This window comes from Saccharothrix hoggarensis (assembly GCF_052936025.1).
The window spans coordinates 4,473,818-4,499,701 of sequence record NZ_CP193624.1 but is presented as its reverse complement, the minus strand read 5'-3'; the positions used below and the strand labels follow the sequence as shown (position 1 = coordinate 4,499,701).

The following is a 25,884-nucleotide window of genomic DNA, read 5'->3' as shown; positions in this document are numbered from 1 at the left end:
CCGGGCGGGAACCGCTCCGCGTCGATCACGCGTGACCGTTGATGTACAGGTTCGCGGTGTTCCAGGTGACCTGGCCGATCGAGCTGCCGAGCGCCCGGCCGTGGAGGTCGCCGTCGGTGAAGTGGATGCCGCCGTAGCGGCGCGAGATGCCGACCTGCGCGGCGGCGTCGCTGAACGTCGGCCACGACAGGGTGATCGGCGAGCTGGGCAGGTTGTGCTCGAAGGTCAGCTGGCCCGGCTGGATGGTCGTCGACATGCCGAACTGGTCGCTGCCGGTGAACCGCCGGAACACCTCGGCCGCCGCGAAGCTGAACGTGCTGTGCCCGGACACGTACTCCGAGAACGGAGGCGTCGGGAACGTGTCCTCCTGGTACGGGCGCCACGCGCTGCCGTCGATCGTGACGGTGCCCCGGTCGGGGCCGCCCCACGCGGCGATCTCCTGGTCCTGGAACAGGTAGCGCACCGCGGTGATCGGCCGCACGTAGTCGTAGTACCGCTTGACGTACCAGCACGCGACCGCGGCGTCGGCCTGGGCGTTGCCCATCGCGAAGAACAGCTTCGCGTCCTCGTCCAACGTGTTGCGGTCACGGCGCGACACGTCCTGCGTCAGCACCATCCAGTGGCCGGCGGGCGTCACGGTGCCCGCGCCGTCGGCCCAGTACTCCGCGATGGCCTTCTGCTCCTCGGTCAGGTTCGCGCTGATCTCGATGAGGTCCTGGGCCTGCTCCAGGTACTCGGGGGAGCCGTACGGAGCCGGGCCGGGGGTCTTGGACCGGCGGAGCTCCTCGAGGATGCGCTTCTGCACGCTGTCCTGCCACGCCTCCGGCAGGCCCTGCACCGCGAGCAGCTTGATCTTGCCCCACTGCGCGCCGACGAACCCGTCCGTGATGGTCGGACCGTTCTTCGTCGGGTGGATCAGCGGCTGGTAGCCGTTCGGGTCGCGGACCGTCGCCGGGTCGAAGGCGAAGATGTCCATCGGGTCGTTGCGCGGGGTCCAGCCGGTGTAGTCGCTGTACGGCGCGCCGCCGTTGAGGTCGCCGAGCTGGTTCGCGCCGTCGCGGTGCCGGAAGTCCAGCACGGCCTGGCACGCCTTGGTGCCGATCGCGGCGGGCGACGTCGGCCCGCCCGGAACGGTGGCGGGGTCGTAGCCCAGCTTGACCATGAGCTGGTCGAACGCCGGCTTGCTCGCGGGGTAGAGGTCCTTGAGCGCGAGGTAGCCCGCGTAGCTGATCGCCTTGCTCTTGTTGGCGAGCGTCCGCTCGGCGAGCGGACGGCGCAGCTGCGAGCCGTAGCGCGTGCCGGTGGCCCTGCCGTCGTACGCGGCCCACGCGTCGTAGGTGCAGGTGTGCAGGATGCCGATGGCGCGGGCGACGTGCGGCGGGCCCAGCTTGCCGACCTTGACGGCCTCCATCAGGGCCTGGTCCCACTGGATGATCACATTGTCGCCGGCGGGCACGGTCCCGCCCTCGGCTCCGGCGACCGGCGTGAACACGCTCGCGGTGAGGGCGGCGGCCAGGGCCACCGGCGTCAGCGTCGAGCGCAGACGGCGCCGACGGTTGTCAGGGCTCACGGATGCTCCAGGTGAAAAAGGAACCGGGTAAGACCTGCGGGATTACTTCAGAGGCCCCGTCACCCGAACGTCACGCGCCCATCAATCGCCGAGTTCAGCGGCTCGCACATCGGAAATCTTCATGGCGGGACGGCGAGTTGATCTTGCTCCGGGACGGCGGCGCACCCAAGCTTCAGGGTGAAGGACGCGATCCGCCAACCCGGTCGTGCGGGTCGTCATTCACGAGAGGCGTACCCGATGACCAAGCCAGCCGCCGATACCACACCCGTCGAGGCGACGGCCAGCCGGTGGCGCAGCAAGGCGCCCGCCCGCCCGAAGCCCGCGGTGATCGTCAGGGCGACGGCGATCACCGCGGTCATGCTCCTGCTGCTGGTCGCGATCGGCTCGGTGACCAACTCGGTGCTCTTCACCGCGCCGCTGGCGGCGACCGCGATGCTGCTCGTGGCGATGCACGCGACACCGCCCGCGCAGCCCCGCAACGTCGTGCTCGGCCACCTGGTGTCGGTCGTGATCGGCCTGCTGATGGTCGCCGCGTTCGGCCACCACCTCTGGGTCGCCGCGGTGGCCGCAGGCCTCGCGGTCGGCGGCATGCTCGCGCTGCGGGCCGCGCACGCACCGGCCGCGGCCACCGCCGCGGTGGTCGTGCTCCAGACGATCGCGCCGCTGACCGCGGTGCTCGTCTTCCTGATCGGCAGCGTGCTGCTGGTCATCGTCGGGTGGGTCGTCGGCAAGTTGATCCCCGCGCTGCGCTACCCCACCTACTGGTGGTGACGGCGTGCCGACATCGCAACGAACACCATAGAGAGCTGAGGACATGTCGAAGCACCAACCGCTCGTCGACTCCGCATGGTTACTCGCCCACCTCGACGATCCCTCGGTCGTGGTGGTGGAAATCGACAACGGCACCGCGAACTACGAGTCGGGTCACGTGCCCGGCACCGTGAAGATCGACTGGGAGCGCGACCTGCTCGACCCGGTGGTGCGCGACGTGGTGCCGCGTGACCGGTTCGAGCAGCTGGTGTCCTCGCTGGGCATCGGCAACGACGACACCGTCGTGTTCTACAGCGCCCAGAGCAACTGGTGGGCGGCCGTCGCCTACTGGTACTTCCGCATGTACGGGCACGCCGACGTGCGGCTGCTCGACGGCGGACGCCGGGCGTGGATCGTCGGCGGGCACCCGCTGAGCAAGGAATCGGTCACCCGCGCGCGCACCGAGTACCGGGCGAAGGACCTCGACCTGGCCACCCGGGCGTACCGCGACGACGTGCTCGGCGGCGCGGCCGCGCTGGTCGACGTGCGCTCGCCCGAGGAGTACACCGGGGAGCTGCTGGCCGCGCGCGGCATGTCGCAGGACCACCCGCAGCGCCGGGGCCACATCCCGAGCGCGGTGAACATCCCGTGGACCGAGACGGTCAACGAGGACGAGACGTTCAAGTCGCCCGAAGAGATCGCCGAGGTGTACCGCAAGCACGGCGTCTCCCTCGAAGACGGCGTCACCGTGTACTGCCGCATGGGGTGGCGCTCCTCGCACTCGTGGTTCGCCCTCAGCGAGCTGATCGGCCTCGACGGCGTGCGCAACTACGACGGCAGTTGGAACGAGTACGGGATGCTCACCGGCGTGCCCATCGAGCGCACCTCCGCCTGATTCCCCGCACCGACGTCCCGCGCTGAACCGCTGTGCCGAGCCGTTGTGCTGGATCGCTGCGCCGAACCGCTGTGCCGCACCCTGCCGTGATCGCTCGTCCTGATCACTCGCCCTGATCCCTGCCCGCCGGCAGGCGTCCGACGATCCCTCCGCCGGTCGTCGGACGCCTGCCGGTCGCCGTCCGCACTTTGTCGCGTTGCCGGGCCTGAGGAGCGCCTGACCATGTCCGAAACGATCACCGATCCCGTGTGGTCGCACTACCGGGTGGCCGCCGGGGCGCCGCAGGGCCGCGGTCGCACGCAGGTGCGGTTGCTCGGCGGCTTCGAGTTCCACCACGACGGCCACCGCGTCCAGCTCGGCGCGAGCGCGGAACGGCTGGTCGCGCTGCTGGCGTTGCGCGGCGCGCCGGTCGGCCGCGCGAGGGTGGCCGCGGTGCTGTGGCCGGACGCGTCGGCGACCCGTGCGGCGGCCAACCTGAGGTCCGTGCTGTGGCGGATGCCGCCGGGCACCGACGCCAGCGTCGTGTCCACAAGGGACCAGCTCAGGCTGGCCGACGACGTCACGGTGGACCTGCACGCGGCCGACGACCTCGCGCTGCGCGTCCTCGACGGTGACATGGCGCCGGTCGACGCGGACAACCTCGGCGTCGCCGTGCGGCAGTTGTTGTTCCAGGACCTCCTGCCGGAGCACACCGAGGACGCGTGGCTGCTGGAGGAGCGCGAGCGGTTCCGGCAGCTGCGGCTGCACGCCCTGGAGGCGTTGTGCCGCATGCTGTCCGCCAAGGGGCTGGGCGGCCTCGCGATCGAGGTCGGCCTGGCGGCGCTGCACGCCGACCCCTACCGGGAGAGCGCGCACCGCGCGCTCATCGACGTGCACCTCGCCGAGGGCAACCGCCGCGAGGCCGCCCGCCAGTTCGAGGAGTGCAGGCGGCTGCTGCACGACGAACTGGGCATCTCACCCTCGGACGCGCTGACCCAGCTGATCCACGAGACCTGCCTCTCGATGGACGACCGCCTTTTCCGGAGCCTGGCGGAATACTCTCAGGGCGACGTTCGCTAAACCGCACACCAGCACCACGTTCTTCAGCACGTACTGGCCGTTCAACGTCGGCACGCCCCACGCTGCCCAGATCTCACCGGGTAGGATGAACACGGTCAGGAAGATCCCGGCCATGTGCCCGAAAGCCACGAGCACGGTGGTGCGAGGCAATTTTCCGGTGATCAGGCCGATTCCGATGAGGATTTCCGCCACCGCCAGCAGTGGCATCGACACCGCGGGCTTGACCAGCCCCATCGTCATCGCGGACATCGCGTGACCGGCCAGGTCGTCCACCGGGCTCAGCCCGGGCACGACCTTGAGCCCGCCGAACCACACGTACAGCAGGCCGATCACGGCGCGCTGCACCGCGACCTGATTGCGCTGGTAGCGGTCAATGATTTCGATGGTGATTCTCCGGCGACTCTTCCGCATTCCGCCCCCATTCCGTCAGCGAGAGGTGCCGACGCTAGCGAACGGGCTGTCGCCGACCCGTTGCCCATTCGTCACGGAAGATTTCCGGCCGCGATCGTCGGGTCGGGAAAGGCTCTCGTCGCCGGTGGGGAATCGACATGGGGCGTCAGCGGTGGCGCGGGGTCACCAGGCCCGACTCGTAGGCGAGCACGACGAGTTGGGCGCGGTCGCGGGCGTGGAGCTTGGTCATGGCCCGGTTCACGTGGGTCTTGGCGGTCAGCGGGCTGATCACCATGCGGTCGGCGATCTCGTCGTTGGACAGCCCTCGGGCGACCAGGACGACGGCCTCGCGTTCCCGGTTGGTCAGCCCGTCCGCGTTCGGGCCGGCGCTTGCGTGCGGCGGCTCGGTGACGTACCGGTCGATCAGCTTGCGGGTGATCGACGGCGCCAGCAGCGCGTCACCGCGCGCGGCGACGCGCACCGCGTGGAGGAAGTCCTCCGGCTCGATGTCCTTGACCAGGAAGCCGGCCGCGCCGGCGCGCAGCGCGTCGTACACGTGCTGGTCCAGGCCGTAGTTGGTCAGGATGACGACGTGGACGCGGGCCAGCGCCGGGTCCGCGGCGATCTGCCGGGTCGTCTCGATGCCGTCCATGACCGGCATCTGGATGTCGACCAGCGCGATGTCCGGCAGGTGCTCCCGGGCGAGCGCGAGGCCCTCCCGGCCGTCGGCGGCCTCGGCCACCACCTCGATGTCGTCCTCGACGTCGAGGAGCGCGCGGAACCCGCTGCGGAGGAGCGGCTGGTCGTCGACGAGCAGGACGCGGATCACGGCGTCCGGTCCACGGGGAGTTCGGCGTGGACGGTGAAGCCGCCCTCGCGGCGGGGTTCGGCGCGCAGCCGACCGCCGAGGGCGGTGACCCGTTCCCGCATCCCGAGGAGCCCCACGCCCGGCGTCGTGGCGGTGTCCGGTGCGGCCTTGCCGTCGTCGTCCACCCGGATGGCGAGCGCGCCCGGACGGTAGTCGATCCGGACCGACGCGGTGGCGGCGGACGCGTGCCGGGCGATGTTGGTGAGCGATTCCTGGACGATCCGGTACGCGGTCCGGTCCACGGCGGCCGGCACGTCGTGCGGTGGCCCGTCGATGGTCAGGGTGGCGTCCAGACCGGTCGTGCGCGCCCGCTCGACCAGGGCCGGGACGTGCGCGAGGCCGTGCGGCGGGGTCTTGCCGTCGTCGCGCAGCGCCTCCAGCGTCGCCCGCAGCTCCCGTGCCGCCTCACGGCCCGCCTCCTGGATCGCCAGCAGCGCCTCCGGCACCTGTTCGCCGCGCTTGCGTGCCAGGTGGACGGCGACGCCGGCCTGCACCTTGATGATCGAGATCTGGTGCGTGAGGGAGTCGTGCAGCTCACGGGCGATGTGCAGCCGTTCTTCGTCGGCACGACGCCGTGCGGTCTCCTCGCGGGTCCGCTCCGCCTCGTCCGCCCGGCGCTCGGCCTGCCGCAGCGCCTCACCGGCGGCCCCGGCGGCGACCAGCCACGCCAGCTCCAGCGCGCCTCGGGCACGGGCCAGCGCCTCGCCCACCGACAGGTCGTCGGGCAGGGCGAGGGCGGCGAGCGGCAGGGCGGCCAGCACCGCCACCGCCGCCACGATCGTGACCACCCGGTGGCCCTCGCGCACGGCGGCGTACACGGCGAACAGGAACGCGACGGCGGGGACGTCGAAGCCGAGCGCCTGGTAGCCCACCGAGCACAGCCCCGTGACGGCCAGGACCGGCACCGGCGCCCGGCGGCGCGCGACGAGCGCCAGGCCGGCGGCGACCAGCAGCGCGCAACCGAGGAGGTCGACGTCGGCGGGACGGTTCCCGGACAGGCCGGCGACGAGCAGCGTCGCCGCCACGCACGCCGCGATCGCCCAATCCCTGACACCGGCCGGAACGCCGGACCGCCCTGTGCTCATGCGCGCACAGTAGCCAGATCCGCCCGCGGGCGACTCCTCCACCGGGACGACCGCCCGCCTACCGCGTTCGCAGTACGTGCCCGGTCCCTACCGCGTCCGCGGCAGCCGGGTGCGTCGGGCGCGGCAGCGCGAATCCCGTCCGTCCACACGACGACCGGCGGCCCGTCCGGCGACAGGATCGAGCGACAGCGAAATCGTCTGGAACGGAGTGGGACATGAAGTCATCCGGAGCCCCGGTGTCGGTCCGAGTGGTGCTCGCCGTGGCCGGCGCCGCGCTGATCGGAGGCCTCGGCCTCGTCGCACCCGCGGCCGCGCACGCCTCCGCCAACGATGTCACGGTCAGCGCGCGGTCGGTCGCGGACCCCGTGAACGTCGACGCCCCGTCCACCGGTCCGCGTCAGGAGGCCGGCCACCCGTCGGTCGTCGCGGCCGGCGGCCTCGGCTCCGGCCGGCTCCTGCCCACGGCCGCCGCCGTCGTGGGGCTGGTCGGCATGGTGCTCGGTGGGCTGGCCCTCCGCTCGGCCGGTCGCACCGGCGCGTCGCGTCGCGGAGCCATCGCGGCCGGGACGGCGGGCGTGGTGTCCGCGGCCGTCGGCGGCCTGCACTGGGCCAACTCCGCCGGGGGTTTCGGAACCGGCAACGGGAAAGCCGGCGCCATCATCGCCGTGGTGGTGGGAGTGGCCGCCGTGGTCCTGGCCGGCCTGGCCACGTCCCGCGCGCGCCGCGCCACCTGACCACCTCCGGTCGTGATCACGTCGACGCGGCCAGCCGACCTGGATCACTCCACCGCACCGGCGCAGCCAACCGCAGAAATGCGGCCGGTGGATCGGTATTGCGTTGCGGTGCAGGCGAGTCGCGCGCGACTCGGGCCCGCCGGTTGATCGTGTGCGGGACACTGGGGCGATGACCGATGAGGCCGACGAGTGTTCTGGGCGCGGTTCGACGCGGCGTTGACCCGGTGGTCGGCCCGCCTGCCGGAAGGCACCGCGGTGGCAGGGCTGATCAGCCGTCGCGCCGCGCAGGGCCACGGCCGCGACATCTCCGACCGCATTATCAGCGGGTGGATCGAGTCGCGCCGGCTGCCCCGCGAGCCCGAGCAGCTGCTCACCGTGATGCGGGTGATCGGCGCGGCCGGCGACCACGACTGGGAACGCCTCCTCGACCACGCCCGGCTGGCGCAGGAAGCCCGTGCCGCGCGGAACGGCACACCCGCGGCTCGACCGGGGACCACCGGGGACCGGTCAGCGGCCGAGCTGAAGGTGGAGGTCCTCGACGGGTGGCAGCACCTGGTCGACCTGGTGGAGGAGGGCCCCCGGCGTGACGAGCGGATCGCCGCCCGGGTCGGTCTCCCCGTCGCCGAGGTCCGGTCGCTCAGGCACACCCGGAACCTGGTCGCCCACCCGCGCAAGTCTCCCGAGCACGCCGACCTGCTGCGCGCGGTGGACGTGGTGCGCCGGGCCAGACGCCGGTTGGCCGTCGCCGACTCGCCGGCCCGCCGTCGGCGCCGTCGACGCCGGGGAAGGTCCGGCGGAGCGGCCGCGAACGCCGTGAAGCACGGCGGTCGGAGCTCGAAGACGCCGGTGAAGGCGTGGGACGAGGCCCACCGGATGCAGCGGGAGCTGGAGGAAGCCGAGGCGGCCGCGTTGAAGGCGCGGGAGGAGGACCTCCGGCGGGAAGCCTCCCGCAGGCTCGCGCGGCTGACGAGCGAGCGCGCCGCCCCGAACGGGGGACGTCGTGCACCCGGTGGGTCCGCTCGCGACCGGAGGAGGAAGCTGATCGGCACGGGCGCCGTGGCCGGCGGGCTCGCCGCGCTGTGGCTGGTCCTGGGCCACGGGTGGGAGTGGCTGGCGGCCGGCCCCGTCATCGCCGCGGCCGTGGTCGTCGTCGGCCGCCGGGTACTGCGGGTCGTGGCGACCCTGGCCTCGATCGCCGCCGTCGTCGCGTCCGTCGTCCACCTCGACGAGGGCGCCGTGCCGACCGGCTTGTGGCTGCTGCTCGGCTCGATCACCGCCATCGTCATCGTCGCCCTGGCCGGTGATCAGGGCGGGTTTCGCGCGATGTGAGCGGGGTAGCGCCTCGGCATGCACTCGCCGGACGAACCGCAGCACGGTGACACCGCCTTCGCCGACCTGGCGCGCCGCTTCGCCGAACGGCTCGCCACCGTGCGCCCCTGCGTGGACGCGCGGTACGTGCGCCCGGACTGGGTGCGGCGCAACGCCGAGCTGGAACGCGACCTGCTGCCCGTCCCGCCGCCCGACTTCCTGCGCCACCCGTCGATCGCGTTCCAGATGTTCGTCAACGAGCGCCTGCTGCCGCACGAGCTGCCCTACGTGCGGTCCCGGCTCGCCGACGAGCGCCCGCTCGCCGAACCGCCGGTCGGCGACCCGCCGACGGTGCCGCTGCCGGGCAGCGACCTGCGGACGTCGTCCAACACCGTGCACCAGCTGTTCCACCTGCTGCGCTACCAGGAGGCGACGGGACGGCGGGTCGACGACGCCGCCACGATCGTGGAGTGGGGTGGCGGGTTCGGCGCGCTGATCCGGGTGATCACCGCCCTGCACCGCGGCGAGCCGACGTGCGTCGTTTTCGACACGCCGACGTTCAGCGCCGTGCAGTGGCTCTACCTGTCCGCGGTGCTGGGGGAGGAGCGGGTCGTGCTGCACGACACCGCGCCGGTGCGGCCCGTCCCCGGACGGGTGAACCTCGTGCCGATCGGCCTGGTCGGCGCGACGGACGTGGACGCGGACCTGTTCATCTCGAACTGGGCGCTCAACGAGAGCCTGCCGCGGGCCAGGGAGGACGTGGTGGACCGCCGCTGGTTCGGCGCCGGCTCGCTGCTGCTGGCCATGCACGCCGGAGACCCGTTCGCGCAGGTGGTGCTGGCGACGGGCGCCACGGCGGTCCCGCTCGGCGACTTCATGCCGGGCCAGCACTACCTGGTCGCCTAGGTCACGCCCCGTCGGGGAGCAGCGGGCGCGTGATCGCGGCCAGCGCGTCGGCGGCCGAGTAGTTCAAGGCGTGGCCGGCCCCCGGCACCTCGGCCAGCCGGCCGTGCGGCAGCAGCGACGCCACTTCCGCGGCCCACGCGCGGGACACGATCGGGTCGTGGGCGCCGCGGGCGACGACGGCAGGCGTGCGCACGTGGTGGAGCTTGCGCTCGACGGGGTCTTCGAGCAGGTGGCGGAGCGTCACGGCGAGCCTGCGCGGCCCGCAGGTGAGGTAGTCGCGGGCGATCACGAAGTTCAGCGACGGCCGTTCCCGCGGGATGTCGGCCAGCAACCGCCCCAGCTGCCGCGCGCGCGAGCGGGCGTGCCGGTCCATCGTGGGGCTGACCAGCACCACCGGACCGACCAGGTCGGGGGAGTGCACGGCCAGGTCGACCACGACCTGGCAGCCGCCGGAGTTCGCCACCAGCAGCGATCCGCCCCGCCCGGTGGCCCGCAACCAGTCGGCGAGCGCCAGCGACAGGCCCCGCACGTCCAGCGGCTCGCCCGGTCCGGGGGTGCGGCCGAAGCCGGGCAGGTCGACTGCGGCGACCCGCGCGTCGGGCGCCAGCCGCCGTGCCAGCGGCAGGAAGTAGCGGTGCGAGCAGCCCAGGCCGGGCACGCACACCACGTCCGGCGCGCCGACCGGCCCGAGCACCCCGGCGTGCGCCCGCGTGCCCGCGACGGCCGTGAACTCGGGCGCGAACCCGTCCTGCCGACCCCGGCTCAGCGTGCGCACGGGCACCCTGCCGCGTCATGACCCCTGGTCCACATGCCGACGACGTACCCACGCGGGCCTCCCCGAACCCCCCCGATCGGGACCGCGGCCGGGCGACGGGAACGTCGCCGGGGGCGACCGTCTGGATCGGAACAGCCAACCTGGTCGTCCGAACGGGTTCACATCGGACACTGGCGGGTACTCGGTCGATGCGTCAAGCAGCCGGCGCATCGACCGGGGGTAGAAGGTGGCGGTGCGCGATGGAGCTGGATTTCGATGACGCCTTGGTGTGGGGCCTGCAGGGTTACGTCCGCCGGGTGACGGTGGAGCTGGGGCTCACGGGAGAGTCCTCGTGCGTGCAGGCTGAGCCGACGGCCACCCTGTACCTGGCGCTGGACGGCCGGCTGCGGGGTTTCCCCGACCGGGACGTGGCGCTGGTCTGGGACGAGGAGTGCGGCTGGTCCGTGGCCGTGGAGACGCACAGCGGTGAGGACCTGATCATCGTCGCCTACTTCGGCGCCGACCTCCTGCCGACGCCGCAGGCGGTGGCCCGGTGGGTGCGCCGGCTGCTCCGCGGCGAACGGGGTGCGGTGGGGCAGCCCGCGGTGGCGCGGTGGACGCGGGACGACCTCGTCCGGCGGCTGGTGCCCTACACCGCCGCCGAGCTCGTCCCGATGCCGCGCAGCGCGTGAGGCCCACCGGGCGCCGGTGACGCCACGCCCGGCGTCCCGCACACCGCCCGATTCACTCATGGTGACATATGCTCACTATTTGTGATCGGGGGAGCGTGATGACGAAACCGGCGGACGACCAGACAGCCGTGTTGCGCCTCGCGGTGGATTCGGCGGTGCACGCGGTGCTGCACGTCGATCCCCGCCACGGTGACGCCAGGCGTGACATCGACCGGGTGCTCGCCACGTTGGCCGGCGACGTCGCGCCGGTGTGGGACCGGTTGTCGGCGTTGGCCGACGAGACGCCGGACGACCCGGTGGGGACCGTCGTCGGGTTCCTGCGGGACGCCCGCGAGCACGCCGCCGCCGGCGACGTCCAAGCCGCCCGCGTGGCGCTGATCGCCGCACGCACCACGTTGTTCCGCCTCGACCGCCCGCGCCGCTGACGGCACGCCGTCCTCCGCAGCACCTCGGAGCGGCGGCACGGGTGTCGGGAGCCCCAGCCGGTGGGCCGATGCCCGCACCGCGAGCCCGAGGATGGCCATGACCACGCTCAAGCCGACGCCGATCGTGCCCCCGGAGGCCGCGCGGCCTCGGCGCAGGGGTTCGGCGCTGCTGCGCCTGTTCCGCACGACCGACCACAAGCTCATCGGGCTGCTGTACCTGACGACGTCGTTCGGGTTCTTCCTCGTCGGCGGCCTGATGGCGTTGCTGATGCGCGGCGAGCTGGCCCGGCCCGGCCTGCAGTTCCTCTCCAACGAGCAGTACAACCAGCTCTTCACCATGCACGGCACGGTGATGCTGCTGCTGTACGCGACGCCGATCGTGTTCGGCTTCGCCAACTTCATCCTGCCGCTGCAGATCGGTTCGCCGGACGTGGCGTTCCCGCGCCTCAACGCGTTGTCGTACTGGCTCTACCTGTTCGGCGGCCTCATCGCGGTGAGCGGGTTCCTCACGCCGGCCGGTGCGCCGGACTTCGGGTGGACGGCCTACACACCGCTCTCCGGCGCGACGCACACGCCGGGCGTCGGCGCGGACCTGTGGATCTCGGGCCTGGTCATCGGCGGTCTCGGCACCATCCTGGGCGCGGTCAACATGATCACCACGGTGATCTGCCTGCGCGCGCCGGGCATGACGATGTTCCGGATGTCCATCTTCACGTGGAACGTCTTCATCACCAGCATCCTGGTCCTGCTGGCGTTCCCGATCCTGACCGCCGCGCTGCTCGGCCTGCTGGCCGACCGCCACCTGGGCGCGCACGTGTTCGACCCGGCCAACGGCGGCGCCATCCTGTGGCAGCACCTGTTCTGGTTCTTCGGCCACCCCGAGGTCTACATCGTCGCGCTGCCGTTCTTCGGCATCGTGTCCGAGGTCCTGCCGGTGTTCAGCCGCAAGCCGATCTTCGGCTACAAGGGCCTGGTCTTCGCCACCATCGCGATCGCCCTGTACTCGGTGGTCGTGTGGGCGCACCACATGTACGCCACCGGCGCGGTGCTGCTGCTGTTCTTCTCCGCCACCACCTTCATCATCGCCATCCCGACCGGCATCAAGTTCTTCAACTGGATCGGCACCATGTGGAAGGGGCAGCTGACGTTCGAGTCGCCCATGCTGTTCAGCGTCGGGTTCCTGGTGACGTTCCTGTTCGGCGGGCTGTCCGGCATCCTGCTCGCCTCGCCGCCCATCGACTTCCACGTCACCGACACGTACTTCGTGGTGGCGCACTTTCACTACGTCCTGTTCGGCACGATCGTGTTCGCCACCTACGCGGGCATCTACTTCTGGTTCCCCAAGATGACCGGGCGGATGCTCGACGAGCACCTCGGCAAGGTCCACTTCTGGACCACGTTCGTCGGCTTCCACCTGACGTTCCTGGTCCACCACTGGCTCGGGAACGAGGGCATGCCGCGCCGGTACGCCGACTACCTGGAGAGCGACCGGTTCACCGGCCTCAACACGATCTCCACCATCGGCGCGTTCGTGCTCGGCGCGTCCACGCTGCCGTTCCTCTACAACGTGGTGAAGAGCTACCGGTTCGGGGAACCGGCCGGGCGCGACGACCCGTGGGGCTTCGGCAACTCGCTGGAGTGGGCGACGTCGTGCCCGCCGCCGCGGCACAACTTCACCGAGCTGCCCCGCATCCGGTCCGAGCGGCCCGCGTTCGAGCTGCACTACCCGCACATGGTCGAGCGGATGCGCGCGGAGTCGCACTACTCCGTGCTCAACCGGAACCAGGACGACACCGGCGTCGACCGGACCACCGAGAAGTACCTCGCCCCGACCGATCGCGAGGACACGAACGACTGACGCGGCAACGGAACAGGCCGGGCGCGTGGACGAACCACGCGCCCGGCTCGGGTTCACGAATCGCCGGGGTTACTGCACCACGCCGTCGACCTGGAACGTCTGCACCTGGCCGGCGCTGAACGGAACCCGGAGCACCTTGCCGCTGAGCCAGGTGTCCTGCCGGTGGGTGTAGCGGTCGCCGCCGGACGGGACGGTGGACCAGCGCGGCACCAGGCCGCCCGACCCGCCGCTGACCTGCGTGAAGCGGGACAGGTCGAAGGTGAGGGTCTGCGCGGCCCCGGTGTTGGCGGCCACGATGACGAGCCGGCGCGCGCCGGGGTCGTAGGCGGCGACGGCCAGGTCGCTGCCGGTGTCCACGATCCGCATGCCCGGCCGGATGTGGCGGGTGAACTGGGCCAGCACGTAGAACTTCGTCTCCACCGCACCCGCTCGCAGCGTGCTGCCGTCGTAGCGGATGGCGCCCCAGCCGGCGGTGGGGTCCATGACCTGCCAGTAGCACCACGCGGTGGGCTTGAGCCAGCGGAAGTCGAGCAGCAGGCAGCGGGCGGTGTGCAGGCCGCTGCCGTCGCTGTCGCCGTGCTCGGAGTTCCACAGCACCTTGCCGGCCGCGCGGACGTCGTTGTGCAGCAGGTCGCGGCGGCCGCCGGTGCCCTGGTAGCCGTGGACGTTGACCTGGTTGACCAACGACCTGGTGGTCGAGTCGAAGCTGTTCCACGTCGTGCGGGCGAGGTCGTAGCTGGTCTCGTCGGAGGCGGAGATCCGCGTGCCGCTGAGGCCCTGCCGGTTCAGCTCGGTCCGCAGGTGCGCCAGGACGCTGCGCTGGGTGGTCGCGTCGATGTGGCAACCCTCCTGCGTGCCGTTGGCGTGCCAGTAGTTCGAGGACGGCTCGTTGAACGGGTCGACCGTGCGGAAGGTGACGCCCCACTGGTCGCGGGCGCGGCGCGCGGTGACGGCCAGGTGGTGGGCGTGCTGGCGGTGGTTCCACGGCTGGAGGTTCGTGACGGAGGCGTCGGCCGCGCCGGAGGGGTTGTGGTTGTGGCACATCCACCACATGGGCGAGTTGGCGAACAGCTCGCTGATCGCGCCCCGCTGCGTGGCCTTGACCAAGGCGGCGCGCTGCTTCGCGTCGGCGCTCCAGTTCCACGCCGCGGAGTTGGGGTCCTCGTTGTTCCAGTCCTGCCAGAACCCCTCGATCTGCTTGAAACCGGGGATGTTCGGCGAGGCGACCATGCGCTCGCCGTTGACGCTGTTCCAGCTGGACGCGCCGAGGTTGTAGCGGGCGATGTTCATGCCGAGACCGGGCAGCGCGGCGCCGTTGTACGTGACGGTCCTGGTGGTGAAGAACAGGTCGGCGAAGTCGTCCCGGTCGCCGAACACGTTGGCCCACCACGCGAGGGACGTCCCCCAGCCCTCCCACGTGCCGTGGCTGACCCCTGGGTTGACGCCGATGGTCGCGTCGGCGCCGGCGACACCGGTGCCGAGAGCGGTGCCCGCGGCGGCGCCGGCGGCGGCCGCCCCGGCCGCGGACAGCACCGTTCTGCGGTTGATCATGGGAACCTCCTGTGGGAAGGCGGCGACGGTGCCGGGCTTCTCGCCGCAGAATGTTTGCGCAAACATGGCCGACCGTCAACGGGCAACCGGCGAGTAACCGTCCGAGCCGGCAGCACCGGGTCGCGGCGGCGACCCGGTCCGGCGGACAAGCGCCCGTCCGGACCGGGTGTTCGCGGAACCGCGGGGCAGGCCGGTCGCCCACTGCGACCGGCCGCCCGCGCGTCCGGCTCGTCACCGGACGACCGACAGGACTAGATGAACCGCCAGAGGTGGTCGTTCGTCCCGTTGTCGTCCCAGATGACGATCTGCTCGCCCCTCGCCGTGGACGCGTTGGTCACGCCGAGGACCCGGCCGCCGTTCGCGCACTGGATCCGGAAGTACCCGTTCGCGCCGTAGCGCAGCCGCCACCGGTGGTCGGCCGTGCCGTTGTCCGCCCACTGCAGCACCCGCGCGCCGTTGGCGTTCGCCGCGTTCTCCACGCCGAGCACCTTGGCGCTGTGGGAGTTGCGCAGCCGGAAGTAGCCGCCGCTGTCCGGGACCGCGGTCCAGAGGTGGTCGGCGGTGCCGCTGTCGTCCCACTGGACGACCAGGCCGCCGTCGGCGGTGGACATGTCCCGCACGCCCAGGACGAGACCGCTGGCCAGGTTCTGGATGCGGCGGGCGCCGACGGGCACGAACCGCCAGCGGTTGTCCGCGGTGCCGTTGTCCGGGTCCTGCACGGCCTGCGCCCCGGCCGCGGTCGAGCCGTTGAGGATGCCCAGCACCTTGGCGCTGTTGCCGTTGCGGAGCAGGTGGGTGCCGTCGCCGACGTCGACGACCGTCCACCTGTGGTCGGCGGTGCCGGTGTCGGACCACTGGAGCACGCGCGCGTTGTCCGCCGTGGACATGTTCTCGACGCCGAGGACCTTGCCGCTGTTGCCGTTGCGCAACCGCACGGCGGAGCCGTCGGGGACCACCGACCAGCTGTGGTCCGGGGTGCCCGTGTCGTTCCACTGCACGGCGAGGCCACCGTCCGCTGTGGACATGTCCTGCACGCCGAGGACCAGGCCGCTGGAGGCGTTGACCAACCGGTAGCCGGGTGCGCTGGAGCCGCCGGTGCCGGGCGCGCGCCAGTAGACGGTGTAGTTGTGGCCGTGCGCGTCGTAGAACGGCAGCAGGTTGACCGCGGCGCCGTTCGCGACCGCGGTGAACGACAGCGCGGAGGAGCTGGTGCGGGTGATGGACGTGGAGTCCAACGTCGGCAGCGCGCTGAACGTCGTGTTGCCGTAGTTGCCCGACAGCACGACGGGGCCGTAGGTGATGGCGGAGACGCCGGGGTCGTCGTTGGCCGCCTGCATGACGACGCGCATGGGCAGCCGCACTGTGACCTGGTCGCCGGGCGCCCAGGACCGGGTGAGGGCGGCGTAGGTGCCGGGGGTCGTGGTGACGCCCTGCGCCACCCCGTTGACGCTGATGGTCGCCCCGCTGCTCCACGCCGGGATGCGCACGCGCATCGTCCACGAGCCGGCGGCGTTCCCGGTGACGGTGAGGGTGGTGGTGTCGCTCGCCGGGTACGTGGTGGTCTGCGTGACCGTGATGCCGCGCTGCGACCAGTCCAGCACGGACGGCGTGAACAGGTTGACCGTGAGCGTGGTGCCGTTGTGGAAGTAGATGGAGTCCATCAGCTTCGTGTTGGTCTCCAGGCCCGTTCCCTGGCAGCACCAGAACGAGCCGTAGTCCGTGCTGAAGCTGCCGCCGCCGACCGCCGGCCCGACCTGGCCGCGGCGTCCGCCCGGGTTGAGGGCGGTGAAGTAGCAGACGTGGCCGTGCGCGCTGGCCGGGTTCTGCTGGCCGATGAGGTGGTTGAGCAGCGCCCGTTCGTAGTAGTCGAAGTAGGCCGCCCGGTCCGGGTTCAGCAGCCACAGCTCACGGGTGAGCTTGAGCATGTTGTAGGTGTTGCACGCCTCCGCGGCGTCGGCGCTCAGGTACCCGGCGATCGCGTTCGGCGCGTGGAAGTGCTCGGCCTGGCTGTTGCCGCCGATCACGTAGGTGTGGGCGTTGACGGTGATGTTCCAGGCGTTGGCGGCGATGTCGCGGTAGCGCGTGGTGCCGGTGGCCTTGTACTCGCGGGCGGCGCCGACCCACTTGGGGACCTGGGTGTTGGCGTGCAGGCCGTTGAGCTGGTCCTGGTTGGCGGCGAGCGGGTCGAACACGGCGGCGTGGTCGAACCGCTGCGCGACGCGCAGCCAGCGGGCGTCCCCGGTCTGCTGGTACAGGTCGGTCAGCACGGCGTTCATGCCGCCGAACTCGGTGCGGAGCGTGGTCTGCATCTGGCTGTACGTCAACCGGCCGGTGCGCCAGTCGACCCACGCGGCGAACCGCAGCAGCACGTCGCGGGCCTGCGTGCTGCCGATGTAGCGCCACACGTCCAGGAGGCCGGCGAGGGTCTTGTGCAGGCAGTAGTACGGCACGCCGCGCCGGGTGCCCGACTCGACGACGGTCAGGTCCGACTCCGGGAAGCCCGACAGGTACCCGGCGTTGAAGCCCGCGGCCGCGTTGTTCGCCTGGCACTTCGCGAGCTCGGCCACCATGTGGTTCGCCTTGTCCCGGCACACCGTGTCGCCCAGGACGGCCCACGCCTGCGCCCACGCGGTGAGGAAGTGCCCCTGGCTGTGGGTGCGGAACTCGAAGTTCGGCGCCTCCCAGCCTCCCAGCGGCGTCGCGCCGTTGGTCGACAGGCGGTGGTTCTGCCGGAAGTTGTAGAGCAGCCGCTCGACGTCGACGAAGCGCAGGTAGGCCAGGGTGCGGTTCTGGTTGTCCAGCCACCGGCCCGCGGTCAGGCGGACCTGGCCGAGTTCGAACGGGTGGGCGGCGACGCCGAGGTCGGGCCGCACGGGCGGGATCGCGGCCAGCGCGGCGCCGCCGCCGACGGTGGTGGGTACGGCGGTGGCCACGGCGGCGACGCCGGCCGCCTGCAGCAGCCTGCGCCGGTTCAGACCTGAGGAAGACATGGGGAGGCTCCGGTTCGGTGGAGTGCTGGGTGGTCCCGCCGGGGCGGGAGGTGGGCGGACCGACCGGCCGACCCGCTGCGGCGTCAGCGGGTCGCGCACCGGGCACGCTGTGACTCGGGCCACGCACGCTGTGTGAACGCTAACAGGACGTTGCGGACGCGTTCAAGGGTGAATTTTGCGTTGCCACAAGCCTGTTTGCGCTGGTCAGGCTCTGTGTCCGCGCGAAGTCAGTTAGCGCTAACAGAATTTGCTGCCTCGTGGTGGTCCGGCGGACGGCGGCGTCGCGGTCGGGTCGCCTCGGCAAGCCCCGTGGCCGGGCGCGGTGGTTGCTTTCGGTGACGCTCGTGTGGTGACCGAAGTAGCGCTGTTATCGCTAACACGGAGTGGACTGAATCGAGCCACTTGCGTTCCGGCGTGTTTCCGCAAGCAGGATGACGTGGTCCGTATCGGCTCCGTAGTCGACTGAGTACGATTCGTGGCATTCGATCACGGGCGGACTCGAACAGGAAACAAATTCGCCGCGAGGTTGACGTAGGCTGATGTTAGCGCTCACAGTATTCACAAGGTGACCACGGTCACGTGCATCGTTGCCCGCAACACCGGGTCCTTAAGGAGTATCCAGTGCTCAGGAAGATCGCGACCGCCGCCAGCGCGGTCCTGTTGGCCGCCTTGACCGCCTGTGGCAGCGGCGACGCCGGTGGTTCCGGTTCGTCGACGGGCAACGCCAACGACGACGGCAAGATCACGATGGGCTTCGCGCAGGTGGGCGCCGAGAGTGGTTGGCGCACGGCGAACACGAAGTCGATCCAGGAGGAGGCGGCGGCGGCGGGGATCGAGCTGAAGTTCTCCGACGCGCAGCAGAAGCAGGAGAACCAGATCAAGGCGATCCGGTCCTACATCCAGCAGAAGGTGGACGTGATCGCGTTCAGCCCGGTGGTGGAGACGGGCTGGGACACGGTGCTGCTGGAGGCCAAGCGCGCGAACATCCCGGTGATCCTGACCGACCGGGCGATCGATTCGGACGACAGCACGCTGTACAAGACGTTCCTCGGCTCCGACTTCGTCGAGGAGGGCAAGAAGGCCGGTGAGTGGCTGAAGGCCAACGCGGCGGGTGCGAAGAACGTCGTGGAGCTGCAGGGCACGACGGGTGCGGCGCCGGCGATCGACCGCAAGAAGGGCTTCGAGGACGCGATCGCGGGGTCGGACCTGAAGATCGTGGCGACGCAGACCGGTGACTTCACGCGGTCGGGTGGCAAGCAGGTCATGGAGGCGTTCCTGAAGTCGGTGCCGCAGATCGACGTGGTCTACGCGCACAACGACGACATGGGCCTGGGCGCGATCGAGGCGATCAAGGCCGCGGGCAAGGTGCCGGGCAAGGACATCAAGATCATCACGGTGGACGCGGTGAAGGACGGCATGACCGCCCTGGCCGCCGGTGAGATCAACTTCATCGTGGAGTGCAACCCGCTGCTGGGCAAGCAGCTGATGGAGCTGGCGAAGAAGGTCGTGGCGGGCGAGGAGGTGCCGCCGCGGGTCGTGACCGAGGAGGGCACGTTCACCACCGAGCAGGCCAAGACCGAGCTCCCCAACCGCAAGTACTGATACCGAGCCGCACCGGGCCGCCTCTCCGGAGCCCCGTGCGGATCACAGACCGCGGTCCCCGTCGGCGTCAAAGGTCCCGCCGACGGGGACCGCACCTGTCTCGGGGTGCGGGTGGGTCAGCGGTCCCCGTTGGCGAGTGCGGTGACCACCGACCGGATCGTCGGGTGGCGGTACAGCTCACGCAGGTGCAGCGGCGGCAACCCGCCCTCCCGCATCCGCGCACCGATGCGGACGGCGAACAGCGAGTTGCCGCCCAGCTCGAAGAAGTCGTCGTCCAGCCCGACCGGCACGCCCAGCACCGCGCCCCACACCTCGCGCAGCCTGGCGGCGAGGTCGTCGTCCCCGGTGGGGTCGCCCGGGTCGGGCGTGGCCGGCTTCGCCGCGGCGACCGGCGCCGGCAGCCGTGCCGCGTCCAGCTTGCCGTTCGTGGTCAGGGGCAACGCGTCCAGCGCGGTCACCGTGGTCGGCACCATGTAGTCGGGCAGGATGTCGGCGGCCCGCTTGCGCACCCCCGACGTCTCGCCGCCCGTGCCGTCCGCGAGCACCACGTACGCGTCGATCCGGGCGGTGGCCGCGTCGCGCGGGTCGTCCCGGCGGACCACCACGGCCGCCGCGCGCACGTCCGGGTCCTCCAGGAGCACGGCGCGGATCTCGTCCAGCTCGATCCGGAACCCGCGCACCTTCACCTGGCTGTCGATGCGCCCCAGGTGTTCCAGCGCGCCGTCGGGCCGCAGCCGGCCCAGGTCGCCGGAGTGGTAGACCGTGCCCGGGGCGAACGGGTCGGCGGTGAACCGCCGGGCGGTCAGGTCGTCCCGGTCGAGGTACCCGGACGCCACCCCGGCCCCGCCCACCCGGATCTCGCCGGGCACGCCCGGCGGCAGCAGCCGCCCGGCGGCGTCCACCACGTACACGTGCCACCCCGGCAGCGCCGGCCCGACCGACCGCGACCCGGCCAGCGCGTGCCGTCGGGTGACCGTCTGGTGCGTGACGTGCACGGTGGTCTCCGTGATGCCGAACATGTTCACCACCCGGCACACCGACTCGGGGCGCACGTCGAACCACGGCAGCAGCACGCGCGCGTCCAGCGGCTCGCCGCCCAGCACGACCAGCCGCACCGCCAGGTCGTCGTGCGGCACGTCCACGAGCTGCGCGAACGCCGACGGCGTCTGGCTGAGCACGGTGACCCGTTCGGCGACGAGCAGGTCGCGGAACCGCTCCGGTTCCCGGGAGACGAAGTACGGCACCACCACCAGCCGGCCGCCGTTGAGCAGGCAGCCCCAGATCTCCCACACCGAGAAGTCGAACGCGCTGGAGTGGAACAGCGTCCACACGTCCGAGGGGCCGAGCCCGTACTCCTCCCGCGTGGCGTCGAGGAGCGCGATCACGTTGCGGTGGGGCACCACCACGCCCTTGGGGCGGCCGGTCGACCCGGACGTGTAGATCACGTACGCGGGGTCGTCGGGTGTCGTGGCGCCGGTGAACGGCGCGGAGCCGGCCGCGATCACGTCGTCCGGCGTCACGGGAACGGTGGACGCGGCGTCGGGCGCGGCGCCTGCCGTGACCGGGAACTCGGGCAGGCGCGTGACGACCAACCGGAGGTCGGCGTCCCGCGCGGTGTAGGCCAGCCGTTCGGTGGGGTAGGCCGGGTCCGCGGGCACGTAGGCGGCTCCGGCCTTGAGCACGCCCAGCAGGGTGACCACCAGCTCGGCCGTGCGGTCGAGGCACACCCCGACCCGGTCGCCGTCCGACACGCCCAGCGCGCGCAGCCCGCTCGCCACGGCGTCCGAGCGCTCGTCCAGCTCGCGGTAGGTCAGCCGCACTTCGCCGTCGGTGAGCGCCACCAGGTCCGGGTTCCGCGCCGCGACCGCGCGGAACGCCGTGTCGATCCGGGTGGGCGTGGTCGTGAGCGCGCGGTCCGGCCGGCCCAGCGCGACGACGCGCTCGCGTTCCGCCGCGTCCAGCAGCTCGACGTCGTCGGGCGACACGTCCGGGTCCTGCCGCACCTGGCGGTGCACGTGCGCAAGGTGCCGGGTGAACTGTTCGACCTGGTCAGGGGAGATCCGCCCGGCCTGGTGGTCGCACCGCAATCGAATCGCGCCGCCCTGGCGCCACACCGAGAACGTCAAGGGCAGCGGCGGTGCCAGGCAGGGTCGGTACTCGTCGACGCCGAAGTCCACCTCGGACACCAGCAGGCCGGCGGCGGCCGGTTCACCGGTCGCCTCCGCCCCGGTCCCCGGCGTCACCCGCAGCACGCCCCGGTCGGTGCCGATGACGGCCCAGCCGGGGGAGTCGGCCGCGTCGTAGCGCACCAGGGCGATCGCCAGCGCGGTGCGCCAGCTCTCCGCGTCACCGGCCTGGGCAGGCGTCAGTTCCACCTCGACCGCTCCCGCGCCCACCGGTTCGGACGCCGCCGCCCAGTCCGGCACCCCGGCCGCCGCGACCCCGGACGCTGCCAGCTCGGACGCCGTGACCCCGGACGCCGCCACCCCGGACGCCGTGACCCCGGACGCCGTGGCCCCGGCCGCTGTGACTCCGGCCACCGTGTGCTCAGCCCTGGCGGCGGCGACCGCCGCACCCTCACCCCCGGCCGCTTCCACCGCGTGGTCCGCGCCGGTCAGCGCCGCCGCCACCGCCCGCAGCCCGGCCGCGTCCAGGAACCCCCGGTCCGCCACCAGCACCAGGTCTGCGAGCCCGTCCCGGTACCGCAGCAGCGTGCACCGCAGACCGGTCACCGCCCGGCTCATCTCGATCGCACGCCGCCGTTCCGCGACCGGCTCGGCCGACGCGGCGGGCACGTCCTCCACCCACACCCGCGTCGACCCCGTCGCCGCCTCGGGCCGGACGGCGCCGGCGAGCCGGACCCGCAGCGCGTGGCATCGGGCTGCAAACACATGTCCTCCTGGTCGGTGGTGGTCAGTGCGCGGTGAAGCCGCCGTCGACGGTCAGCACCGAGCCGGTCACCTGCGCCGAGTCGTCCGACGCGAGGAACACGACGGCACCGGCCACGTCGTCCGGCTCCACCAGCCGGTTCATCGGCTGCGACTGGGTGAACGCCTCCACGTGCTCGTCCGCCGGGACGTCCAGCGCCCGCGCGATCTCCCGCAGCATCCGGCCCTCGGCCTCGGGGGTGTCCCGCACGTTGCCCGGGCACACCGCGTTCACCCGCACCCTCATCGGCGCGTAGTCCAGCGCGGCCGCCTTGGTCAGCCCGATCAGCCCGTGCTTCGCGGCCACGTACCCGGCGAAGTGCCGGTAGCCGACGAGACCGGCGGTGGACGCGATGTTCACGATGCTGCCCGACCGCTGGTCGCTCATGGTCTTGCCGACCTCGCGGATCACCCGCCACGCCCCGGACAGGTCGACGTCCAGCATCAACGACCACTCGTCCTCGGTGATCTCGTGCACCCGCTTGCCCGACGGCGCGGCGATGCCCGCGTTGTTCACGGCGACGTCGATCCGTCCGTAGCGGTCGCCCGCCAGGCTGATCGCGTCCCGCACCGACGCCGTGTCGCGCACGTCCGCCTTCGCCGTGAGCACGGACGCGCCGCGGTCGCGGCACAGCGCCGCCGTGTGCTCCAGCTGGCCGGTCGAGCCCAGCGGGTACGGCACGCCCGGCAGGTCCGCGCACACGTCCAGCAGCACGAGGTCCGCGCCCTCGGCGGCGCAGGCCACGGCGGTGGTGCGGCCGATCCCGCGCGCCGCCCCCGTGATCACGACGACCTTCCCGGTCAACCGCATGCGCGCTCCCTAGACCGCGGTGTCGATGAGCTTGAGCAGGTCCGGCGCGGACTCCGTCAGGTACATGTGCCCGCCGGGCAGCTCCACGTACTCGAACCCGGCGCCCGCGACCTCGGACCAGCGGGCGGCTTCAGCCGCGGTCACCAGCGCGTCGTCCGAGCCGCGCAGCGACGTGATCGGCGCGGCCAGCCGGGCGTCCGTGCTCGGCCGGTAGTCCTCGTGCATCTCCACGTCGGCGCGCAGCGTCGGCAGGATCAGCTCGCGCATCTCCGGGTCCTGCAGGGCCTCGTGCCGGAACCCGGCGAACTCGGACACCCGCGCCAGGAACTCGTCGTCGGGCAGGCCGGTGGCGCGGTGGGGCCGCTGGGTGTGCGGCTCCGGCGACCCGCTGACGACCAGCCGGCGCAGCACGAGGTCCGGGTGGGCGACGACCCGGTGCGCCAGCTCGTAGGCGAGCACCGCGCCCAGGCTGTGCCCGAACAGCACCACGTCGGTCAGGCCGTCGAGCTGCCGCACCAGGTCGGGCAGCAGCCCGTCCGCGGCGACGTGGGCGTCCCGGTACGGCTCGTCGTCGATCCGCCGCTCGCGGCCGGGCAGCTGCAGCGGCACGACGACCAGCCGGTCGCCCGCGTGCGCCGACCACGGGTGGAAGAACGAGGCTCCCGCCCCGGCGAACGGCAGGCACACCAGTGCGATCTTCACGGTCGTCCCCTCAGACAGGCTGGCCGATGGGCCGGATGATGATGGTGTTGACGTCCACGGTGGCGGGTTGCGCCAGCGCGAACACGATCGAGTCCGCGACCTGGTCCGCGGTCAGGAGGACGCCGTCGGGCAGCGCGCCGTAGGCGTCCCAGAACGGCGTCTCGGTGCGGCCCGGCGACACCAGCGTCACGCCGACGCCGTCGCCGGTGACCTGCCGGCGGGTGTTCTCCGCCAGCCCGGTCACCGCCCACTTGGTGATGCCGTAGATGTTGCCCGCCGAGTACGCGTGCCCGGCGACGCTGCCCAGCAGCACGATCCGCCCCTTGGTCCGCTTCAGCTCCGCCAGCGCCGCCCGGATCAGCAGCGCCGGGCCCAGGACGTTGGTCAGGACCATCTCCCGCCAGCCGGCCGGGTCGCCCTCCGCGATGTCGTCGTGCGTCGCCCAGCCCGCGTTGGCGACCACGGCGTCCAGCCGGCCGAACCGCTCGACCGCGGCGGCCACCGCGGCCTGGACGACGTCCCAGTCCCCGGCGTCGCCCTGGATCGTCAGCAGGTCGGCGGGCTCGCCGACCTCCTTCGCGAACCGGTCCAGCCGCTCCTGACCGCGTCCGACGACGGCCACCCGCTGTCCCTTGGCGAGCAGCTGCCGCGCGGTGGCGGCGCCGATGCCGCTGCCGCCGCCGGTGATCAGCGTGACGGGGATGTCGGTCATGTGGTGCTCCCAAGGGTTGTGCGGTCGAGAACTAGCGGGGCAGCTTGGTGGTGTAGGTGATCGGCAGGCTGTTGACGCCGCGGCCGACGGAGTTGTCGTAGAGCCAGGGGAGTTCGTCGCGCGGCACGGCGAGCGCGATGTCCGGCAGCCGGCGCAGCAGGGTGGTGAAGGCGATCTCGCCCTCCAGGCGGGACAGCGGGGAACCGGGGCAGAAGTGCGCGCCGTGGCCGAAGGCGAAGTGCCGGTTCGCGGTGCGGGTGATGTCCAGCCGGTCCGGGTCCTCGAACACCTTCGGGTCGCGGTTCGCGGAGCTGATCATCAGGTGCACGAACGACTCCTTGCCGATGCGCACGCCGGCCAGCTCCATGTCCTCGGCCGCCACGCGCAGCGTGCCGCGGTAGACGGGCGGCTGGTAGCGCAGGAACTCCTCGATCGCGCTCGGCGCGAGGCCCGGGTCGGCGCGCAGCAGCTCCAGCTGGTCCGGGTTGGCGAACAACGCCTCCATGCCGTTGCTGATCGTGTACGCGGTCGTCTTGTGCCCGGCGTTGATCAGCAGGATGAGCGTGGACACGAGCTCGTCGTTGGTGAACCGGCCGTCCTCGTCGGCGGCGCGGATGAGCGTGCTGACGAGGTCGTCGCCCAGCTCGCCGGCGCGGCGCGCGGCCAGCAGGTCCTTCAGGTACTGCTCGATGCTGTCGCTGGCCCACTTCAGCCGGGCGTTCTCCTCCTCGGTCGCGTACGGCGCGCCGCTGAGCAGCAGCCCCCACTCGTGGAGCTTGTCGCGGTCCTCGAACGGCACGCCGAGGAACTCGCAGATCACCTTCAGCGGCAGCGTGAGCGCGAACTCCTCGAACAGGTCGGCCCTGCCGTCGCTGAACGCGTCGATCAGGTCGTCGGTGGTCTCCTGGATCCTCGGCCGCAGCGCCGCCATCTTGCGCGGCGTGAACGCCTGCGCCACGAGCTTGCGCAGCCGGGTGTGCTTCGGCGGGTCCGCGGTGAGCATGTTGCGGATCAGGGTCGGGCTGGAGTCCTTGAGGAGGTCCTGCCACCACGCGGGCGCGTTGTCCACGTTCTTGGACAGGCGCGGGTCGGTGAACATGGCGGCCACCGTCTCGTAGTCCATGACCACGTACGCCTCGGCGCCGATCGGGTGGTTGACCTGGTGCACCGGGCACTTCGACCGCAGCCGGGCGTTGTCCGCGTGGCCGTTGGGGTAGGCCGGGTCGGTGAAGAACTCGGGAGGGAGCTTCTCGTGGTCGACGCCCGGCTGCGCTTCGGTGCTCATGGCTTCTCCT

The 25,884-nt window shown here is 71.9% G+C and carries 22 protein-coding genes; 10 read left to right on the top strand and 12 right to left on the bottom strand.

Translation table 11 applies throughout. The features are described from left to right. Positions 1-25: 25 nt before the first annotated feature. Complete coding sequence (locus ACRAKH_RS20345; protein WP_380725761.1) at positions 26-1,570, bottom strand: vanadium-dependent haloperoxidase; 1,545 nt, start codon at positions 1,568-1,570, stop codon at positions 26-28. Between the two features lie 237 nt (positions 1,571-1,807). On the opposite strand from ACRAKH_RS20345, the gene ACRAKH_RS20340 reads away from it, so the two are divergent. The 3 genes from ACRAKH_RS20340 to ACRAKH_RS20330 all read left to right on the top strand — a co-directional run bounded on the left by ACRAKH_RS20340 (position 1,808) and on the right by ACRAKH_RS20330 (position 4,274). After that, positions 1,808-2,341, top strand: a complete 534-nt coding sequence (locus ACRAKH_RS20340) for an HPP family protein (protein WP_380725763.1) — start codon at positions 1,808-1,810, stop codon at positions 2,339-2,341. Positions 2,342-2,384: 43 nt separating this feature from the next. Continuing rightward, a complete protein-coding gene (locus ACRAKH_RS20335) occupies positions 2,385-3,215 on the top strand; it encodes a sulfurtransferase (RefSeq protein WP_380725765.1) in 831 nt (276 codons plus the stop codon). A 222-nt stretch (positions 3,216-3,437) separates the two neighbouring features. Further along, the gene (locus ACRAKH_RS20330) at positions 3,438-4,274 is read left to right on the top strand and encodes an AfsR/SARP family transcriptional regulator (protein WP_447009176.1); all 837 of its coding nucleotides are present in this window, start codon (positions 3,438-3,440) and stop codon (positions 4,272-4,274) included. On the opposite strand, the gene ACRAKH_RS20325 is transcribed toward ACRAKH_RS20330, so the two are convergent. From ACRAKH_RS20325 to ACRAKH_RS20315, 3 genes are all read right to left on the bottom strand, one after another. After that, the gene (locus ACRAKH_RS20325) at positions 4,170-4,685 is read right to left on the bottom strand and encodes a hypothetical protein (RefSeq protein ID WP_380725769.1); all 516 of its coding nucleotides are present in this window, start codon (positions 4,683-4,685) and stop codon (positions 4,170-4,172) included. The genes ACRAKH_RS20330 and ACRAKH_RS20325 overlap by 105 nt on opposite strands. Positions 4,686-4,830: 145 nt before the next feature. Continuing rightward, positions 4,831-5,493: a response regulator gene (locus ACRAKH_RS20320; RefSeq protein ID WP_380725771.1), complete on the bottom strand. Its 663-nt coding sequence runs from the start codon at positions 5,491-5,493 to the stop codon at positions 4,831-4,833. Then, entirely contained in the window at positions 5,490-6,617 is a 1,128-nt protein-coding gene (locus tag ACRAKH_RS20315) for a sensor histidine kinase (RefSeq protein WP_447009175.1), read from the bottom strand. The genes ACRAKH_RS20320 and ACRAKH_RS20315 overlap by 4 nt, the downstream gene beginning before the upstream one ends. A 215-nt stretch (positions 6,618-6,832) precedes the next feature. Between ACRAKH_RS20315 and ACRAKH_RS20310 the strand changes: the two genes are divergently transcribed. The 3 genes from ACRAKH_RS20310 to ACRAKH_RS20300 all read left to right on the top strand — a co-directional run bounded on the left by ACRAKH_RS20310 (position 6,833) and on the right by ACRAKH_RS20300 (position 9,565). Next, the gene (locus ACRAKH_RS20310) at positions 6,833-7,351 is read left to right on the top strand and encodes a DUF6223 family protein (protein WP_447009174.1); all 519 of its coding nucleotides are present in this window, start codon (positions 6,833-6,835) and stop codon (positions 7,349-7,351) included. A 189-nt stretch (positions 7,352-7,540) separates the two neighbouring features. Beyond that, a complete protein-coding gene (locus ACRAKH_RS20305) occupies positions 7,541-8,680 on the top strand; it encodes a hypothetical protein (protein ID WP_380725777.1) in 1,140 nt (379 codons plus the stop codon). Between the two features lie 18 nt (positions 8,681-8,698). Next, positions 8,699-9,565, top strand: coding sequence for a hypothetical protein (locus ACRAKH_RS20300; RefSeq protein WP_380725779.1), 867 nt, complete (start codon positions 8,699-8,701; stop codon positions 9,563-9,565). Position 9,566: 1 nt separating this feature from the next. Here the strand turns inward: ACRAKH_RS20300 and ACRAKH_RS20295 are convergent, their stop codons facing one another. Continuing rightward, a complete protein-coding gene (locus ACRAKH_RS20295) occupies positions 9,567-10,340 on the bottom strand; it encodes an alpha/beta fold hydrolase (RefSeq protein WP_447009173.1) in 774 nt (257 codons plus the stop codon). A gap of 239 nt (positions 10,341-10,579) precedes the next feature. On the opposite strand from ACRAKH_RS20295, the gene ACRAKH_RS20290 reads away from it, so the two are divergent. The 3 genes from ACRAKH_RS20290 (at position 10,580) to ctaD (ending at position 13,294) form a co-directional block, all read left to right on the top strand. After that, complete coding sequence (locus tag ACRAKH_RS20290; RefSeq protein WP_380725783.1) at positions 10,580-11,011, top strand: DUF6292 family protein; 432 nt, start codon at positions 10,580-10,582, stop codon at positions 11,009-11,011. A gap of 98 nt (positions 11,012-11,109) precedes the next feature. Beyond that, positions 11,110-11,436: a hypothetical protein gene (locus ACRAKH_RS20285; RefSeq protein WP_380725785.1), complete on the top strand. Its 327-nt coding sequence runs from the start codon at positions 11,110-11,112 to the stop codon at positions 11,434-11,436. A 97-nt stretch (positions 11,437-11,533) separates the two neighbouring features. Continuing rightward, positions 11,534-13,294: an aa3-type cytochrome oxidase subunit I gene (gene ctaD / locus ACRAKH_RS20280; protein ID WP_380725787.1), complete on the top strand. Its 1,761-nt coding sequence runs from the start codon at positions 11,534-11,536 to the stop codon at positions 13,292-13,294. A gap of 69 nt (positions 13,295-13,363) precedes the next feature. Here ctaD and ACRAKH_RS20275 read toward each other — a convergent pair whose 3' ends face one another. Further along, positions 13,364-14,845, bottom strand: coding sequence for a hypothetical protein (locus ACRAKH_RS20275; RefSeq protein ID WP_447009172.1), 1,482 nt, complete (start codon positions 14,843-14,845; stop codon positions 13,364-13,366). Between the two features lie 251 nt (positions 14,846-15,096). Further along, positions 15,097-17,835, bottom strand: coding sequence for a beta-L-arabinofuranosidase domain-containing protein (locus ACRAKH_RS20270; RefSeq protein WP_380725791.1), 2,739 nt, complete (start codon positions 17,833-17,835; stop codon positions 15,097-15,099). A 621-nt stretch (positions 17,836-18,456) separates the two neighbouring features. On the opposite strand from ACRAKH_RS20270, the gene ACRAKH_RS20265 reads away from it, so the two are divergent. Beyond that, positions 18,457-19,437, top strand: a complete 981-nt coding sequence (locus ACRAKH_RS20265) for an ABC transporter substrate-binding protein (RefSeq protein WP_447009171.1) — start codon at positions 18,457-18,459, stop codon at positions 19,435-19,437. A 116-nt stretch (positions 19,438-19,553) separates the two neighbouring features. Here the strand turns inward: ACRAKH_RS20265 and ACRAKH_RS20260 are convergent, their stop codons facing one another. The 5 genes from ACRAKH_RS20260 to ACRAKH_RS20240 are packed head-to-tail and all read right to left on the bottom strand — an operon-like array spanning position 19,554 to position 25,874. Further along, positions 19,554-22,328, bottom strand: coding sequence for a non-ribosomal peptide synthetase (locus tag ACRAKH_RS20260; RefSeq protein ID WP_447009170.1), 2,775 nt, complete (start codon positions 22,326-22,328; stop codon positions 19,554-19,556). Between the two features lie 22 nt (positions 22,329-22,350). After that, positions 22,351-23,175, bottom strand: coding sequence for an SDR family oxidoreductase (locus ACRAKH_RS20255; protein ID WP_380728481.1), 825 nt, complete (start codon positions 23,173-23,175; stop codon positions 22,351-22,353). 9 nt (positions 23,176-23,184) lie between these two features. Then, entirely contained in the window at positions 23,185-23,877 is a 693-nt protein-coding gene (locus ACRAKH_RS20250) for a thioesterase II family protein (protein WP_380728483.1), read from the bottom strand. 10 nt (positions 23,878-23,887) lie between these two features. Next, the gene (locus tag ACRAKH_RS20245; RefSeq protein ID WP_380728485.1) at positions 23,888-24,589 is read right to left on the bottom strand and encodes an SDR family oxidoreductase; all 702 of its coding nucleotides are present in this window, start codon (positions 24,587-24,589) and stop codon (positions 23,888-23,890) included. Positions 24,590-24,620: 31 nt separating this feature from the next. After that, the gene (locus ACRAKH_RS20240; RefSeq protein ID WP_380728487.1) at positions 24,621-25,874 is read right to left on the bottom strand and encodes a cytochrome P450 family protein; all 1,254 of its coding nucleotides are present in this window, start codon (positions 25,872-25,874) and stop codon (positions 24,621-24,623) included. Positions 25,875-25,884: the final 10 nt, after the last annotated feature.

Excerpts from the sequence above, each read along its gene's own strand:
- ACRAKH_RS20315 (WP_447009175.1), bottom strand. The coding sequence starts at position 6,617 with ATGAGCACAGGGCGGTCCGGCGTTCCGGCCGGTGTCAGGGATTGGGCG.
- ACRAKH_RS20335 (WP_380725765.1), top strand. The coding sequence starts at position 2,385 with ATGTCGAAGCACCAACCGCTCGTCGACTCCGCATGGTTACTCGCCCAC.
- ACRAKH_RS20255 (WP_380728481.1), bottom strand. The coding sequence starts at position 23,175 with ATGCGGTTGACCGGGAAGGTCGTCGTGATCACGGGGGCGGCGCGCGGG.
- ctaD (WP_380725787.1), top strand. The coding sequence starts at position 11,534 with ATGACCACGCTCAAGCCGACGCCGATCGTGCCCCCGGAGGCCGCGCGG.
- ACRAKH_RS20310 (WP_447009174.1), top strand. The coding sequence starts at position 6,833 with ATGAAGTCATCCGGAGCCCCGGTGTCGGTCCGAGTGGTGCTCGCCGTG.
- ACRAKH_RS20340 (WP_380725763.1), top strand. The coding sequence starts at position 1,808 with ATGACCAAGCCAGCCGCCGATACCACACCCGTCGAGGCGACGGCCAGC.
- ACRAKH_RS20330 (WP_447009176.1), top strand. The coding sequence starts at position 3,438 with ATGTCCGAAACGATCACCGATCCCGTGTGGTCGCACTACCGGGTGGCC.
- ACRAKH_RS20245 (WP_380728485.1), bottom strand. The coding sequence starts at position 24,589 with ATGACCGACATCCCCGTCACGCTGATCACCGGCGGCGGCAGCGGCATC.
- ACRAKH_RS20300 (WP_380725779.1), top strand. The coding sequence starts at position 8,699 with ATGCACTCGCCGGACGAACCGCAGCACGGTGACACCGCCTTCGCCGAC.
- ACRAKH_RS20290 (WP_380725783.1), top strand. The coding sequence starts at position 10,580 with ATGGAGCTGGATTTCGATGACGCCTTGGTGTGGGGCCTGCAGGGTTAC.
- ACRAKH_RS20270 (WP_380725791.1), bottom strand. The coding sequence starts at position 17,835 with ATGTCTTCCTCAGGTCTGAACCGGCGCAGGCTGCTGCAGGCGGCCGGC.
- ACRAKH_RS20285 (WP_380725785.1), top strand. The coding sequence starts at position 11,110 with ATGACGAAACCGGCGGACGACCAGACAGCCGTGTTGCGCCTCGCGGTG.
- ACRAKH_RS20275 (WP_447009172.1), bottom strand. The coding sequence starts at position 14,845 with ATGATCAACCGCAGAACGGTGCTGTCCGCGGCCGGGGCGGCCGCCGCC.
- ACRAKH_RS20240 (WP_380728487.1), bottom strand. The coding sequence starts at position 25,874 with ATGAGCACCGAAGCGCAGCCGGGCGTCGACCACGAGAAGCTCCCTCCC.
- ACRAKH_RS20325 (WP_380725769.1), bottom strand. The coding sequence starts at position 4,685 with ATGCGGAAGAGTCGCCGGAGAATCACCATCGAAATCATTGACCGCTAC.